The organism is Enterobacter sp. WI-ESBL-E8 (assembly GCF_053364895.1).
The window spans coordinates 518,641-532,671 of record NZ_JBRWXJ010000001.1; the positions used below are offsets into that span (position 1 = coordinate 518,641).

Consider the following 14,031-nt stretch of genomic DNA (forward strand, 5'->3'; position numbering starts at 1 on the left):
AGAATTCATCATTTCTTCTTGTATGGTAGCTATTCCTGTCGCATTCTCTGATAATTAATTGAAACGCAATTTTATTTATGAGATTTGTCATGGATGCCGCTCTGCCCACGCCTGTCTTTGCTCGCCGAAATGTGGCCTATGCCTGCGCCACGCTCTGCTGTCTGCTCTGGGGTAGCTCCTACCCGGCCATTAAAAGTGGTTATGAGCTTTTCCAGATCGCAACCGATGATATTCCATCGAAAGTGGTGTTTGCCGGATACCGTTTCCTGTTTGCCGGTGTGTTGCTGCTGCTGTTTGCATTGGCCCAGCGAAAACCGATTGGCAGGCTTACGCCCACGCAGTTTGGCCAGCTCACCATCCTCGGCCTGACCCAGACGACTATTCAGTACACTTTCTTCTATATAGGCCTGGCCTACACGACGGGGGTGAATGGTTCAATCATGAACGCTACTGGAACCTTCTTCAGCGTGCTGTTGGCGCACTTTATCTACCACAACGACAAACTCAGCTATAACAAAACGCTGGGCTGTATTCTCGGGTTTGCCGGGGTAATGTTGGTGAACTTCCACAGCGGGTTAAGCGATTTCCAGTTTGTCTGGAATGGTGACGGGTTTGTGGTGCTGGCTGCTTTTATTCTCTCCGCTGCCACGCTTTACGGAAAACGTATCTCCCAGACCGTCGACCCCACGGTGATGACGGGCTGGCAGCTGGCTATCGGTGGACTGGTGTTGGTGGGGGGCGGATATGCGACAGGCGGAACGCTGGAAGTGCACAGTATGAAGGCCATCGCCGTGCTGGGGTATCTGACGCTTCTCTCATCCGTAGCCTTTGCGCTGTGGAGCGTGCTGCTGAAAGTAAACCGCGTCAGTATGATTGCACCGTTTAACTTCGTTGTGCCGGTAGCAGGCACAGTATTATCCGCCATTTTCCTCGGGGAAAATATTCTGGATATCAAATATGCGATTGCGCTGGTATTGGTCTGTTCGGGGATCTGGTGGGTGAATAAGCGGAGTGCCTGAGAACAGTGTGCCGGGTGGCGGCTACGCCTTACCCGGCCTACAGAACTAGCGTGCGCGAATAAAACTGCCGTCAGGCTGGCGGGTAAACAGCACCTGTTGACCATTGCCTGTATCAATCGTTAAGCCTGTCACCACACCGCTGGCATTCTGGCGAATCTGCACCATCTGACCATTCTGCAAGTTACTGAGCGGCTTACCCGCGCCTTCCACTTTCGCCATAGCATATACGTCGGTCGGCGGCAGGTTATGGTCGCGGAACAGCTGCGCCAGGGTTTTGCCCGGCTCTACGCGATAGGAACGCCACTGTTGCTCAATGCCGGTGGGCTGCTGCGTCTGTGGCTCAGCGGTAGCCTGCTCCTGCGGCTGTTCTTCCTGAACGGGCTCTGGCTCAACAGGCGCGACCTGACCCGGATCGTTAGACGGGGCGACGAGCTGCGTCTGCATCGGCTGTGCGTCAGGCTGCGGCCGCGTTTGCGACTGAATGTCCAGCTGAGCGTTGCGGGTGACGGGCGCGTTATCAACATCATCGCCCCCGGAAGGAAGCAGGAAGCCCACGATCACCATCAGCGCGCCAATGATGATCCCTCTGCGATGCAAAGGAGGCAGCGGATCCATGATGCGAAAATTGTCCGGCGCCTGCCAGATTTTCGCCAGGGTAGGTTTCAGTTCAAATCGCCCGGGCATGGCACTCCTCCTGCTCCGCGTATTTTTTATCCTGTGCTCCGAAGTATAGTTTGCTAACTGCCTGAACGGCGTAGTAAACCCGACATCCGTGACATCAGTTCGGGATTAATCCTGGTTATCTCTATTGTTTCTGTTTCGTCGCGGTTTGTCACCTTAACTTCAGACAAAGTTTTACCCATAAGGGCATGGCTGATATGCTGCCCGCTACTTTAAATGTGATGGAAGGAAAACCCATGACCACCCCGACTTTTGACACTATCGAAGCGCAGGCAAGTTACGGTATCGGCTTGCAGGTAGGACAGCAGCTGAGCGAATCCGGCCTGGAAGGTCTGTTACCAGAAGCGCTGGTGGCGGGTATCGCTGACGCGCTGGAAGGCAAACAGCCTGCCGTTCCGGTCGACGTTGTGCACCGCGCGCTGCGTGAAATCCACGAACGTGCTGACGCCGTGCGTCGCGCGCGCTTTGAAGAGATGGCTGCCGAAGGCGTGAAATATCTGGAAGAGAACCGTGAGCGTGAAGGCGTGAACAGCACCGAGTCCGGCCTGCAGTTCCGCGTGATCAACCAGGGCGACGGCGCAATCCCGGCGCGTACCGATCACGTTCGCGTACACTACACCGGTAAGCTTATCGACGGCACCGTCTTCGACAGCTCCGTGGCACGCGGCGAACCGGCTGAATTCCCGGTGAATGGCGTTATCGCGGGTTGGATCGAAGCGCTGACCCTGATGCCAGTGGGTTCCAAATGGGAACTGACTATCCCACATAACCTGGCATACGGCGAACGTGGCGCTGGCGCGTCCATTCCGCCATTCAGCACCCTGGTGTTTGAAGTCGAGCTGCTGGAAATTCTGTAATCGACTTTTCTTATTTCCTCTTCCCGGTTGGGGAGAGGAAAATAGCGTTAAAACCTATAGTTACGACGCAATCAACATTTTATCTTGCAAACGAAACAGTTGCGTGTATTTTTGTGAGCTGTTTCGCGCTGTATGAGTGATATGACACTCACTTTCAACATATTGTTAACATAATATCTAAATCATAGTATTCATCCCGCCGATTCTTACCTAATATCGATTAGCCCTTACAAGGGAACGTCATCCTTTGACGTATTTAAAGGCCAGAAGAGCCTTAACAACACAGACAGGCATAAACAGGAAAATATCACATGGTAGATCAGGTCAAAGTCGTCGCCGACGAAGAGGCGTCGTCTGAACAGTCGCTACGGCGCAATCTCACAAACCGTCATATTCAGCTCATCGCCATTGGGGGTGCCATCGGTACCGGGCTGTTTATGGGGTCAGGCAAAACCATCAGTCTGGCCGGGCCGTCAATCATATTCGTTTATATGATTATCGGCTTTATGCTGTTCTTCGTGATGCGTGCAATGGGTGAATTGCTGCTCTCGAACCTCGAATACAAATCCTTCAGCGACTTTGCTTCAGACCTGCTCGGACCGTGGGCGGGCTATTTCACCGGCTGGACCTACTGGTTCTGCTGGGTCGTGACCGGTATGGCGGATGTCGTGGCGATTACGGCTTACGCGCAGTTCTGGTTCCCGGGGCTGTCGGACTGGGTGGCTTCGCTGGCGGTCATTGTTCTGCTGCTGAGCCTGAACCTCGCCACCGTTAAAATGTTCGGTGAGATGGAGTTCTGGTTCGCGATGATCAAAATCGTGGCGATTGTCGGGCTCATCGTTGTGGGTCTGGTGATGGTTCTTACTCATTTCCAGTCGCCAACGGGCGTTCAGGCCTCGTTTACCCATCTGTGGAATGACGGCGGCTGGTTCCCGAAAGGCATCAGCGGCTTCTTTGCTGGCTTCCAGATTGCGGTGTTTGCTTTCGTGGGGATTGAACTGGTGGGAACCACGGCAGCAGAGACCAAAGATCCCGAGAAGTCTCTTCCGCGCGCCATTAACTCCATTCCGGTTCGTATCATCATGTTCTACGTCTTCGCGCTGGTCATTATTATGTCCGTGACGCCGTGGAGCTCCGTGGTGCCAACCAAGAGCCCGTTCGTTGAACTGTTCGTGCTGGTAGGCCTGCCCGCTGCCGCGAGCCTGATTAACTTCGTGGTGCTGACCTCTGCGGCTTCATCTGCCAACAGCGGCGTGTTCTCAACCAGCCGTATGCTGTTTGGTCTGGCGCAGGAAGGCGTGGCGCCGAGCGCCTTCGCGAAGCTGTCTAAGCGTGCGGTACCGGCGAAAGGTTTGACCTTCTCCTGCATGTGCCTGCTGGGTGGCGTGGTGATGCTCTACGTGAACCCAAGCGTGATTGGCGCGTTTACCATGATTACCACGGTCTCTGCGATCCTGTTTATGTTCGTCTGGACCATCATCCTGTGTTCATACCTGGTGTACCGCAAGCAGCGTCCACACCTGCATGAAAAATCGATCTACAAGATGCCGCTGGGTAAGCTGATGTGCTGGGTGTGCATGGCGTTCTTCGTATTCGTGCTGGTTCTGCTGACGCTGGAAGATGATACCCGTCAGGCGCTGATCGTCACGCCGCTGTGGTTTATCGCGCTGGGGCTGGGCTGGGTGTTTATCGGTAAGAAACGTATGGCAGGCATGCGTTAAGCCTGTTGCCGGGTGACGCTGACGCTTACCCGGCCTACGTTCGAGGAGTTGTAGGCCCGGTAAGCGCTAGCGCCACCGGGCTTTTTTATTCCCCGGCTAATGCCCTCGGGAACAGAACGTAGTTCTCAAGACTGATGTGTTCCATCAGGTCGTCGATCGTTTCGTTAATGCCGTTGTACATCGCTTTCCACGTTGTGCACGCTTCTGGCGGCGGCGTGACGTTGTTGGTGGTGTGTTTGATCACTTCCAGCAGCTCGCCGGCGTCATCATGTTCGCTTTCCATCACGCTGATTGGCCCCATTGCTTGGCTACCCATTCCCTGTTTGATCATCGGGAAGAGGATCTGTTCTTCTTTCATCATGTGGCTGGAAAGCTCTTCGTGCAGCATCGTCAGGTATTTCGCCAGGCCGCGCGGTACGGAAGGTTTGTCGGCGTGCACGCGCTCCACTTTGGTTGCCTGCAGGATCAGCTCCGGCAGCTGTTCACGGTGACGGTCATGGTAACGCACGATGATATGGTCAATGATTTCCGCGAGCGGGGCGGTTCGCCAGTCTTTATCGACGGGTTGCTGGGCCAGCTCCGCCAGCTCTGCTTCAATCACCTCAACGTCCAGCTCCTTGCGGGAAGCCGCACGTGCTAGGGTTTGCTTACCGCCGCAGCAGTAATCCATATCGTATTTACGGAACAGCGCAGAAGCGCGAGGAATGGAGAGCGCCAGCTCGCCGAGGGGTTGGTCGCGAAAGGCCATATCAGTTACCTCGTCATCAATAATATAAGTTGCATATTAAATGCATCTTTAAGGCGGCGCTATACCCCTTTAGAGGGAAGGGTAAAAATGAGATGCAGATCACAAAAAAATAGCCTTTTTAACTCCCTGAATGGGCTCAGGAAAATGGTTTAGAAACTTTTTAAAGGTGTAGAAACAGTAAACAACCCGCCGCGCCTGCCGATATATCCACGTCAGACAAACCTGCATATAACAAAGGCTACGCATGTTTAAACGTATAAAAGTCATTACCCTTCTTATTTCGGTGCTGCTTGTGCTCGGCATCATGCAAGTGATTTCCGCGGGTATCTTTATCAACGCGCTGAATAACGATAAAGACAACTTCACCGTATCGCAGCTCTCCAGCAAGAACGTGGCGGAGTTTACCGATGCGTGGATCAGTCTGAACCAGGCGCGCGTCACCCTGAACCGCGGGATGCTGCGTCTGCAAAGTAGCATGGCCTCTCAAATTAACGGCGGCCAGCTGAACGAGCTGGTGACCACGGCGAAAAACCTGCTGGCTGAAGCCCAGGTTCATTACGATAAATATTATGCGTTGCCAAATACCCCCGGGCTGGATGAGAACCTGGCTAACCGGCTCGAAGAGCAGTACCGCATATACTCTTCCACGCTGACGCAAATGAACGTTCTGCTGGGCCAGGGCAATCTGGAAGATATGTTCAAGCAGAATGCCGAACAAAAGCAAAACGCGATGCAGACGGTTTATCGTGAATGGCGTGAAGCGCAGGCCGCGCTCACGGATAAAGGCATTCAGGATAATGAAAGTGATTACAAGCACATCCTGTGGATCCTCTCTGCGGTCATGCTGCTGGTGGTTGTGGTGATTATCTCCAGCTGGATTGCCATGCGCCGCGTGCTGCTGCTGCCTCTGGAAGAGGTGATTAACCATATCCGCGCCATTGCGGCAGGGGATTTGACCCAGCCGATTCAGGCACAGGGTAAAAACGAAATGGCGATCCTGGCCCGTAACGTACAGGAGATGCAAACCTCGCTGGCGAACACCGTGGGCGTGGTGCGGGAAGGTGCAGACACCATTTACACCGGCGCAGGCGAAATCTCTGCCGGCAGTAACGATCTCTCTGCCCGCACCGAGCAGCAGGCCGCTTCTCTGGAAGAGACGGCTGCCAGCATGGAACAGCTGACGGCAACCGTGAAGCAGAACGCTGATAACGCGCGTCAGGCTTCGCGTCTGGCGCTGGATGCCTCCTCAACCGCGAAGAAGGGCGGAAATGTGGTCGAAGGCGTCGTGCGCACGATGGACGAAATCGCTACCAGCTCCAGCAAAATAGCGCAAATTACTAATGTGATCGACGGGATTGCCTTCCAGACTAACATTCTGGCGCTGAACGCGGCGGTGGAAGCGGCGCGTGCAGGCGAACAGGGCCGTGGCTTTGCGGTCGTGGCCGGTGAAGTGCGTACCCTTGCCCAGCGCAGCGCCCAGGCGGCAAAAGAGATCAAAGCGCTGATCGATGACTCCGGCGAGCGCGTAAACGCGGGTTCGCAGCTGGTTAACGAAGCCGGCGCCACGATGGCAGAGATCGTGAATGCGGTCACCCGCGTTACCGACATCATGGGTGAGATTGCCTCGGCCTCTGACGAGCAGAGCCGCGGTATCGATCAGGTAGGCCAGGCGGTGGCCGAGATGGACCGCGTGACCCAGCAGAACGCCTCGCTGGTTGAAGAGTCTGCGGCCGCGGCGGCGGCGCTGGAAGATCAGGCTGCACGCCTGAACGAAGCGGTGGCGGTGTTTAAAATCACCCGCAGCCAGGCGGTGAAGGCGGCTCCGGTGAAAACCTATGTGCCTAAAGCGCAGCCCGTAGCGGCTGCGTCTGAAGCGAACTGGGAAACGTTTTAACATCATGCCGGGTGGCGCTGACGCTTACCCGGCCTACAATACCGCTCCTCGTAGGCCGGGTAAGGCGTAGCCGCCACCCGGCAAAAATCACAGCTCCGACGCCGGAACGACCCTCGGTTTTTCCGGCTTCGCCCTTACCGCCATCACCACCCCTACCACCAGCAACGCAATCCCGCAGGCCGTTAACAGCGGCGGCATGCTCTGGCGCATCAGGAAGGTATAAAGCAGCCCGGCCAGGGTTTCGAAGACAATCAGCGGCCCTAAGATCACCGTCGGCAGCTTCTGGCTGGCAATGTTCCAGCACAGCGCGCCCACCCATGAACACAGCACCGCAATCGCCACCATCAGGCCAATAAACACCCACGGTCTGGGCCCGAAGGGCTGGGCGAAGTCGGGCTGTTGATGGCCTAACCAGATGCACGCCCCGACATACCCCACCAGTGAGACGGGTAGCGTGACCAGCGCCTGTGCCGTCGCCCACATCATCGGATGCTTGTCCGGGTTCTCCCGCAGCCAGCGCGCATTGCGCAAGGCATACCAGGCCCAGCAGGCCACGGAAATGAATGCCAGCAAAATGCCAGAACCGTAACGCCACAGGTCAAAATCCACCAGCCCATGACGCAGCTCGGCGATATTGACGCATACCAGACCCACGGCGGTGCAGATCAGCGCTGGCGTCATTTTTGACCACGCCAGTTTGCCGTCGCGGTGGCTGTAGAGCAGGTTCGCAAAGACGGGGATAACGACCGGCAGCGTGCCGATAATCATGGTGGATACCGGCGCGCCGGTGCGCTGAATGGCGCTGGCGAGGCAAACGTAATAGATAAGATTGCCCATCATGGTCAGCGCCAGCGCGGTGCTCCAGTCCTGACGGCTGAGCTGGCGCAGGCGCGCGCGTCCCAGCCACGCCAGGGGCAGGGCAATCAGCCCCAGCGCAAGGTAACGTCCGGTCGACTGCAGTATTGCCGGGTACTCGGGCACGATCAGCGGGCCGACAAAAATCAGTCCCCACATCATCCCGGCCAGCAGGGCATACAACACACCACTAATCATTTTTCCATCCACATTGATTCACGTTGCGCTCAGTGTAGGCGGGAGAAAGGGGCGCGTATTGTATGAGATTGCGCATTAGCGCCGGGTGACCTGCTTCTGGTAGCGCACGGGCGTAATGCCGTAGCGGCGGGTAAACGCGCGGGTTAAATGCGACTGGTCGGTCAGCCCGGCCGCGGCAGCGACTTCGGCTGCGGGCATGCCGTGCGTGAGGAACGCTTTGGCGCGCCACAGGCGGATGGCCATCAGCATCTGATGCGGTGTCACGTGAAAATGGGCTTTGAACTGGCGCTGGAAATGGTAAGGGCTCAGCGAGACGACGCTTGCCAGCTCGTCCAGCGTCAGGGCGTGCATATAGTTATCGTGCAGATACTCGCGTACGCGTTCGAACCGGTGCGCACCTTCGTGAACGACCGGCGCGTGGCGGGCTAACGGCTGGAAGGTCTCTATCAGATCCAGCAGCAGCCCTTTTTGCGCCAGCGGATCGTCCGTGTGCCACAAGCCATAAATGAGCCTGCCGATTTGCTGCGAGCGCAGCGGGTCATAACGGGTCACATCGCTAAACCACCAGTGCCGGAGGCCGGTGACCTCTTCCAGCAGGTCGGGCTCGATATAAACCATCCGGTAGCGCCAGCCGTCTTCGGTGGCGGACTCGCCGGTATGGATCTCGTCCGGGTTCATGGTCACGACGGATTTTTCAGGGGCGAGATGCTGGGTGCCGCGGTAGCGAAAGCGTTCGGCACCGGTTTCAATGGTGCCGATACCGAAGGCTTCGTGCGTGTGAGGCTCAAAGGCATAGCGGGAAATATGCGCGTGATAGAGCTCGATGCCCGGCACCTGCGCCAGATGGCGAAAGCGCGCGCTGTCTCTCTCATCAATGAACTGTTCCGGTACGCCTTGCACGGTAAGCCTCCTCGTGGGTCATCTCTTCATTATCAAAGATGACCCGAGGGGACGCCACAAAAAATAACCAGTCCTTAACAATTACAGGATGGCTTTGACGCTCTCCGCCAGCGTTGTGGTCGGGCGGCCGATCAGCTTGCTCAGGGTACGGCTGTCGTCGAACAGGCCGCCTTTCGAGGCGCCCACGTCGGAGTCCGCCAGCATATCCGCCAGCCCGGCAGGCAGGCCAACGCCCTTCAGCGCGGCGGCAAAATCCGCTTCGCTCAGGTTCTGATACGCCACCGGCTTACCGCTCTGCTTGCTCAGTTCAGCAGCCAGTTCGCTCAGCGTCCACGCGCTGTCGCCCGCCAGTTCATACACCTTACCAGCGTGCCCTTCCTCAGAAACGACTTTGGCTGCAGCCGCCGCGTAATCTGCACGGGTCGCAGAGGCAATTTTGCCTTCGCCTGCCGCACCAATAAAGACGCCATGCTCCAGCGCCGGCGGTGCGCTCGCCAGATAGTTTTCGGTGTACCAGCCGTTGCGCAGCAGGGCATATGGCACGCCTGACGCTGCCAGCGCTTTTTCGGTCTGGACGTGTTCAACGTGAAGACCGAGCGGTGATTTGTCCGCATGCAGCAGGCTGGTGTAGGCGATAAATTTCACGCCGGCGGTTTTGGCTGCGTTAATGACGTTCTGATGCTGGGTCGCGCGCTGGCCGACTTCGCTGGAGGAGATCAGCAGCAGTTTATCCACGCCGCTCAGCGCGGCGGTGAAGGTGGCTTCGTCCGTATAATCAGCCTGACGAACCACAATACCCTGCTGGCTTAAGGCTTCCGCTTTCGCCGGGTTACGTACGATGGCTACAATCTGGCTGGCCGGTACGGTTTTCAACAGCTGTTCGATAACGAGATGGCCAAGCTGGCCGGTAGCGCCGGTAATTGCGATCATGATGAATCTCCTTCGTGTTTGTCTGGTGTTGTGGCACACTAGCACCATAGCTAACTTTTAGTAAGTACGTACAAAAAGGTAAGTATGAAAACAACGATTCCGACGCTCAGCGAACAAATGCGCGATGGCAATCTCTTCGCGGAACAGTGTCCTTCGCGGGAGGTGCTTAAACACGTGACCAGCCGCTGGGGAGTACTGATTCTGCTGGCCCTGCGCGCGGGAACGCACCGCTTTAGCGATCTGCGCCGTAAAATGGGCGGAGTAAGCGAAAAGATGCTGTCCCAGTCACTCCAGGCGCTGGAGCTGGACGGGTTTGTCGATCGCGTGTCGTATCCGGTTGTGCCGCCGCACGTAGAGTATAGCCTGACGCCGTTGGGTATTGAGGTCAGCGAGAAAGTCGCCGCGCTGGCGGACTGGATTGAGGTAAATACGCCGAAGGTGATGGCGAATCGGGACGATCGTGCGGCGTAAAAGCCGGGTGGCGGCTTCGCCTTACCCGGCCTACCCGCAGTTCGTAGGCCGGGTAAGCGAAGCGCCACCCGGCACAATCACCGCTACTTGCTCAAATCCACCTGATAAATCGCGAACCCGATATCATCCGTCGCCACCTTTTTCATCGGATACTGCGCCTTATCCTTAATAAACGCGGCTGCCTTATCGGACGGTGACGTTTCAATACGGATGTCCAGCGGCGTATCGCTGTGGATCGGCGCCAGACGCCAGTTGTTATCTACTGCCGGGTGAATTTCCCCTGTCTTTTTCGATTCGGCGCCGATCCATGCCGCCAGCACCGAGCGGTTTTCATCCGGCGAGGCGAAGGCGATGTGGCTGTCTCCCGTACCGGCAAACTTACCGCCGTAGGCGCGATAGTTATTGGTCACGACCAGGAAAGTGGCTCCCGGGTCTATCGCCTTGCCGTTGAAGGTCAGGTTTTTGATGCGTTCCGCCTGCGGGTTAACTGCATGACACTCGCCGTCATATTTCGCCGGCTGGGTGACGTCAATCTGGTAATTCACGCCGTCGATCACGTCGAAGTTGTAGGTGCGGAAACCGTCCCAGTTAATCAGCGACTGCGGCTTACTGCTGTGCGGGTCAATCTGGTTAAACTGCCCGGCGGAGCACTCCAGCCACTCTTTCACCTCCTGGCCGGTCGCTTTTACTACCACCAGCGTGTTCGGGTAGAGGTAGAGATCGGCGGCGTTACGGAAGGTCAGCTGGCCTTTTTCGACTTCCACATAGCTTGCCGGGTCATTCTTACGCCCGCCTACCTTGAATGGCGCAGCGGCGGAGAGCACCGGCAGTTTTGCCAGATCCGGATCGCCCTGAATAAAGTGTTCGGCATAGGCTTTCTGCGCCATATTGACCACCTGAACGGTTGGGTCATCCTGAACCAGCGCCAGGTAGCTGTACATGTTGTCGGCGGATTTGCCGATCGGTTTGCTGACGAAGTCGCGCGTGGCGTCGTGATCGTGCTTCAGCACCTCGACCAGTTTTTTATCTTCCGCCGCCAGTGACTTTTTAGCCGCCGCGTCGTAAATCGGGCGCGCTTCGGCTTTTGACTGCGTGACCTTCCAGCTGCCGCCGTCGTTATTCAGCACCAGATCCACCACGCCAAGATGGTCGCCCCACATGCCTGGCATCACCGACGGCACGCCATTGAGCGTCCCTTTTTCGATATCCGCCCCTTTGATGCTGGCAAAATCTTTGCCCGGGAAGACCGCGTGAGCGTGGCCGAAGAGGATCGCGTCAACGCCCGGTACTTCACTCAGGTAGTAAACGGAGTTTTCGGCCATGGCCTGATACGGATCGGCAGAGAGGCCGGAATGCGCGACGACGACCACCAGATCCGCCCCTTTCTCACGCATTTCCGGCACGTATTTACGCGCCGTCTCGGTAATGTCGTTAACGGTGACTTTGCCGCTGAGGTTCGCCTTATCCCACGTCATAATTTGCGGCGGTACGAAGCCGATATAGCCGATTTTCAGCGTCTGCTTTTTACCGTCCTGGTCGACTACCTCTGTTTCTTTAATCAGGTAAGGCGTAAACAGCGGCTTTTGGGTCTTAACGTCGATGATATTGGCGTTAACGTACGGGAATTTGGCTCCTGCCAGCGCGTCATGCAGGTATTTCAGGCCGTAGTTGAATTCGTGGTTACCGAGGTTGCCGACGGCATAGTCCAGCGTGTTCATTGCTTTATAAACAGGATGGATCTCGCCTTTTTTCAGGCCTTTCGCCGCCATGTAATCGCCGAGCGGGCTGCCCTGAATGAGATCGCCGTTATCGACCAGCACGCTATTTTTCACCTCACCGCGCGCGGCGTTTATCAAACTTGCCGTGCGTACCAGTCCGAATTTTTCCGTCGGGGTATCTTTGTAGTAGTCGAAGTCCATCATGTTGCTGTGAAGATCGGTCGTTTCGAGAATACGCAGATCGACCGTCGCCGCCTGTACGCTCGCTGCAATCAGCGTCGCCAGGAGCGTTGCGCTAAACTTAATCATCAGAGGAGTCCTTTTTTCGATCCATGCCACAAAAGAGTATGTATCTATAGCGTATTGCTTACAGAAATGTGAATCCTGACAGAAAAAAGCGACCTGAAACCGGAATTGCTTCACAGATAGCGGAATTGTTCACATTACGATATAACTAAAACAAAGAGTTAACCTCACTGCGTTAACAAAGAGGTGGAAAATGCTAGATAAAATTTGTCAGCTCGCACGGGATGCGGGAGATGCCATCATGCAGGTGTATGACGGTAATAAACCGATGGAGGTTGTCAGCAAAGCCGACGACTCTCCGGTCACGGCGGCAGATATCGCGGCGCATAAGGTGATCCTGCAAGGGTTACAGGCCTTAACGCCGGACATTCCCGTTTTGTCTGAAGAAGCGCCGCAAAGCTGGGACGAGCGCCAGCACTGGCAGCGCTACTGGCTGGTCGACCCGCTGGACGGGACAAAAGAGTTCATCAAGCGCAACGGTGAGTTCACCGTCAACATTGCCCTGATTGAGAAAGGCAAAGCGGTGCTGGGCGTGGTATACGCGCCGGTAATGAAGGTGATGTACAGCGCCGCAGAAGGGAAGGCCTGGAAGGAAGAGTGCGGCGTGCGCAAGCAGATCCAGGTGCGGGATGCGCGTCCACCGCTGGTGGTGATCAGCCGCTCGCACAGCGACAGCGAGCTGCAGGAGTATCTGCAGCAGTTGGGTGAACACCAGACCACCTCGATTGGCTCATCGCTGAAGTTCTGCCTGGTGGCGGAAGGTCAGGCGCAGCTGTACCCCCGCTTTGGACCAACCAACGTCTGGGATACCGCGGCAGGTCATGCGGTTGCCGCGGCCGCCGGAGCGCACGTTCATGACTGGCAGGGCAAGCCGCTGGACTATACCCCGCGCGAATCGTTCCTCAACCCCGGCTTCCGCGTCTCTATTTATTGAGCCAACAGCTTATGCAGCAGGTCGACAACCTGCTGCACCTCTTCCTGGGTTAACGCGCCGTCTTTCGCCCACTGCACGCGGCCCTCTTTATCGAGCACAACGATCGCAGAACTCTCTTCCTCCAGCTGCCAGGCCTTACGGGTTACGCCGTTGCTGTCGACGATAAACTGCGACCACGGGTAGAGCTTTTTATTGCTCTCAAGGCTTGAGCGCACAAACATTCCGGAGCCTGGAATGGCGTCGTCAGTGTTAACAATGGTGGTCGTCTGGTAGCGGTCATGGGGGAATTTTGCGGATTTGATCGCTTCCACCAGGTTGGCATTTTTCTCTTTTGCGGATGTACGACCGGCAATATGTTGTACAACTCTCACTTTCCCTGCGAGCTGCGCGCTATTCCAGGGTTTGTAGCTAAACTTATCATTGTCGAGAATCAATTCTCCCCGGTCAGCAATGCCGACTGGCGGTACACGTTGTCCTTTTTCAATGTTGTGAGCGGAAGCCCACAGAGGCAGCAGCAGGCAAGCTGCTGCAAGGATATTACGTAGGGTCATGGCGTTTCCTTATTGTTTGCAGGTGATCCGACCACTTGGTCATACGCTTTAATGATAAGTGCGATCAATGTGGTTTTCCCGCAATCCGGATGCCAGTTTGCGGGTGAACGCACATATCCATGAAAAAACGACGGCTTATACTGCCCTCAGTGACGGTTTGCAAAGATTATTCTGAATAATTGTAATCAAACGGTAAATAAACTTATGCATACTGGGTAACAACGTAGTTCTGGTCTATAGTCATTGGG

General features: G+C 56.1%; 13 protein-coding genes. 6 read left to right on the plus strand and 7 right to left on the minus strand.

Annotated elements, in window-relative coordinates; genetic code table 11:
• Positions 1-89: 89 nt before the first annotated feature.
• Positions 90-1,019 carry a DMT family transporter gene (locus ACWHWP_RS02510; protein WP_059311872.1) on the plus strand — a complete coding sequence of 310 codons (930 nt, stop codon included), beginning with the start codon at positions 90-92 and terminating at the stop codon, positions 1,017-1,019.
• A 45-nt stretch (positions 1,020-1,064) separates the two neighbouring features.
• Here the strand turns inward: ACWHWP_RS02510 and ACWHWP_RS02515 are convergent, their stop codons facing one another.
• Positions 1,065-1,703: an OapA family protein gene (locus ACWHWP_RS02515; RefSeq protein ID WP_063430271.1), complete on the minus strand. Its 639-nt coding sequence runs from the start codon at positions 1,701-1,703 to the stop codon at positions 1,065-1,067.
• A 233-nt stretch (positions 1,704-1,936) separates the two neighbouring features.
• Between ACWHWP_RS02515 and fklB the strand changes: the two genes are divergently transcribed.
• Together fklB and cycA are read left to right on the plus strand one after the other, a co-directional pair.
• Entirely contained in the window at positions 1,937-2,557 is a 621-nt protein-coding gene (gene fklB, locus ACWHWP_RS02520; RefSeq protein ID WP_008502892.1) for an FKBP-type peptidyl-prolyl cis-trans isomerase, read from the plus strand.
• A 311-nt stretch (positions 2,558-2,868) separates the two neighbouring features.
• Positions 2,869-4,278 carry a D-serine/D-alanine/glycine transporter gene (cycA, locus tag ACWHWP_RS02525; RefSeq protein ID WP_032662435.1) on the plus strand — a complete coding sequence of 470 codons (1,410 nt, stop codon included), beginning with the start codon at positions 2,869-2,871 and terminating at the stop codon, positions 4,276-4,278.
• 85 nt (positions 4,279-4,363) lie between these two features.
• Here the strand turns inward: cycA and ytfE are convergent, their stop codons facing one another.
• Positions 4,364-5,026 carry an iron-sulfur cluster repair protein YtfE gene (ytfE, locus tag ACWHWP_RS02530; RefSeq protein ID WP_429054784.1) on the minus strand — a complete coding sequence of 221 codons (663 nt, stop codon included), beginning with the start codon at positions 5,024-5,026 and terminating at the stop codon, positions 4,364-4,366.
• Positions 5,027-5,270: 244 nt separating this feature from the next.
• On the opposite strand from ytfE, the gene ACWHWP_RS02535 reads away from it, so the two are divergent.
• Positions 5,271-6,920 (plus strand): methyl-accepting chemotaxis protein, encoded by a 1,650-nt coding sequence (locus ACWHWP_RS02535; protein ID WP_063957370.1) that lies wholly within the window; start codon positions 5,271-5,273, stop codon positions 6,918-6,920.
• A gap of 87 nt (positions 6,921-7,007) precedes the next feature.
• Here ACWHWP_RS02535 and ACWHWP_RS02540 read toward each other — a convergent pair whose 3' ends face one another.
• The 3 genes from ACWHWP_RS02540 to ACWHWP_RS02550 form a co-directional block, all read right to left on the minus strand.
• Positions 7,008-7,973, minus strand: coding sequence for a DMT family transporter (locus ACWHWP_RS02540; protein ID WP_063957371.1), 966 nt, complete (start codon positions 7,971-7,973; stop codon positions 7,008-7,010).
• A gap of 75 nt (positions 7,974-8,048) precedes the next feature.
• Complete coding sequence (locus tag ACWHWP_RS02545; RefSeq protein WP_059311912.1) at positions 8,049-8,873, minus strand: AraC family transcriptional regulator; 825 nt, start codon at positions 8,871-8,873, stop codon at positions 8,049-8,051.
• 81 nt (positions 8,874-8,954) lie between these two features.
• Positions 8,955-9,803, minus strand: a complete 849-nt coding sequence (locus tag ACWHWP_RS02550; protein WP_063957372.1) for an SDR family oxidoreductase — start codon at positions 9,801-9,803, stop codon at positions 8,955-8,957.
• A gap of 84 nt (positions 9,804-9,887) precedes the next feature.
• On the opposite strand from ACWHWP_RS02550, the gene ACWHWP_RS02555 reads away from it, so the two are divergent.
• Positions 9,888-10,274, plus strand: a complete 387-nt coding sequence (locus ACWHWP_RS02555) for a winged helix-turn-helix transcriptional regulator (protein ID WP_059311910.1) — start codon at positions 9,888-9,890, stop codon at positions 10,272-10,274.
• 83 nt (positions 10,275-10,357) lie between these two features.
• Here ACWHWP_RS02555 and ACWHWP_RS02560 read toward each other — a convergent pair whose 3' ends face one another.
• Positions 10,358-12,301, minus strand: a complete 1,944-nt coding sequence (locus tag ACWHWP_RS02560; protein WP_063957373.1) for a bifunctional 2',3'-cyclic-nucleotide 2'-phosphodiesterase/3'-nucleotidase — start codon at positions 12,299-12,301, stop codon at positions 10,358-10,360.
• A gap of 190 nt (positions 12,302-12,491) precedes the next feature.
• Between ACWHWP_RS02560 and cysQ the strand changes: the two genes are divergently transcribed.
• Positions 12,492-13,232, plus strand: coding sequence for a 3'(2'),5'-bisphosphate nucleotidase CysQ (gene cysQ / locus ACWHWP_RS02565; protein WP_047346148.1), 741 nt, complete (start codon positions 12,492-12,494; stop codon positions 13,230-13,232).
• Here the strand turns inward: cysQ and ACWHWP_RS02570 are convergent.
• Positions 13,226-13,783 carry a YtfJ family protein gene (locus ACWHWP_RS02570; protein ID WP_059311908.1) on the minus strand — a complete coding sequence of 186 codons (558 nt, stop codon included), beginning with the start codon at positions 13,781-13,783 and terminating at the stop codon, positions 13,226-13,228. The genes cysQ and ACWHWP_RS02570 overlap by 7 nt on opposite strands.
• Positions 13,784-14,031: the final 248 nt, after the last annotated feature.

What these genes read in the sequence shown, in the direction of transcription:
- ACWHWP_RS02510 (WP_059311872.1), top strand. Translation starts at nt 90, where the DNA reads ATGGATGCCGCTCTGCCCACGCCTGTCTTTGCTCGCCGAAATGTGGCC.
- ACWHWP_RS02515 (WP_063430271.1), bottom strand. Translation starts at nt 1,703, where the DNA reads ATGCCCGGGCGATTTGAACTGAAACCTACCCTGGCGAAAATCTGGCAG.
- fklB (WP_008502892.1), top strand. Translation starts at nt 1,937, where the DNA reads ATGACCACCCCGACTTTTGACACTATCGAAGCGCAGGCAAGTTACGGT.
- cycA (WP_032662435.1), top strand. Translation starts at nt 2,869, where the DNA reads ATGGTAGATCAGGTCAAAGTCGTCGCCGACGAAGAGGCGTCGTCTGAA.
- ytfE (WP_429054784.1), bottom strand. Translation starts at nt 5,026, where the DNA reads ATGGCCTTTCGCGACCAACCCCTCGGCGAGCTGGCGCTCTCCATTCCT.
- ACWHWP_RS02535 (WP_063957370.1), top strand. Translation starts at nt 5,271, where the DNA reads ATGTTTAAACGTATAAAAGTCATTACCCTTCTTATTTCGGTGCTGCTT.
- ACWHWP_RS02540 (WP_063957371.1), bottom strand. Translation starts at nt 7,973, where the DNA reads ATGATTAGTGGTGTGTTGTATGCCCTGCTGGCCGGGATGATGTGGGGA.
- ACWHWP_RS02550 (WP_063957372.1), bottom strand. Translation starts at nt 9,803, where the DNA reads ATGATCGCAATTACCGGCGCTACCGGCCAGCTTGGCCATCTCGTTATC.
- ACWHWP_RS02555 (WP_059311910.1), top strand. Translation starts at nt 9,888, where the DNA reads ATGAAAACAACGATTCCGACGCTCAGCGAACAAATGCGCGATGGCAAT.
- ACWHWP_RS02560 (WP_063957373.1), bottom strand. Translation starts at nt 12,301, where the DNA reads ATGATTAAGTTTAGCGCAACGCTCCTGGCGACGCTGATTGCAGCGAGC.
- cysQ (WP_047346148.1), top strand. Translation starts at nt 12,492, where the DNA reads ATGCTAGATAAAATTTGTCAGCTCGCACGGGATGCGGGAGATGCCATC.
- ACWHWP_RS02570 (WP_059311908.1), bottom strand. Translation starts at nt 13,783, where the DNA reads ATGACCCTACGTAATATCCTTGCAGCAGCTTGCCTGCTGCTGCCTCTG.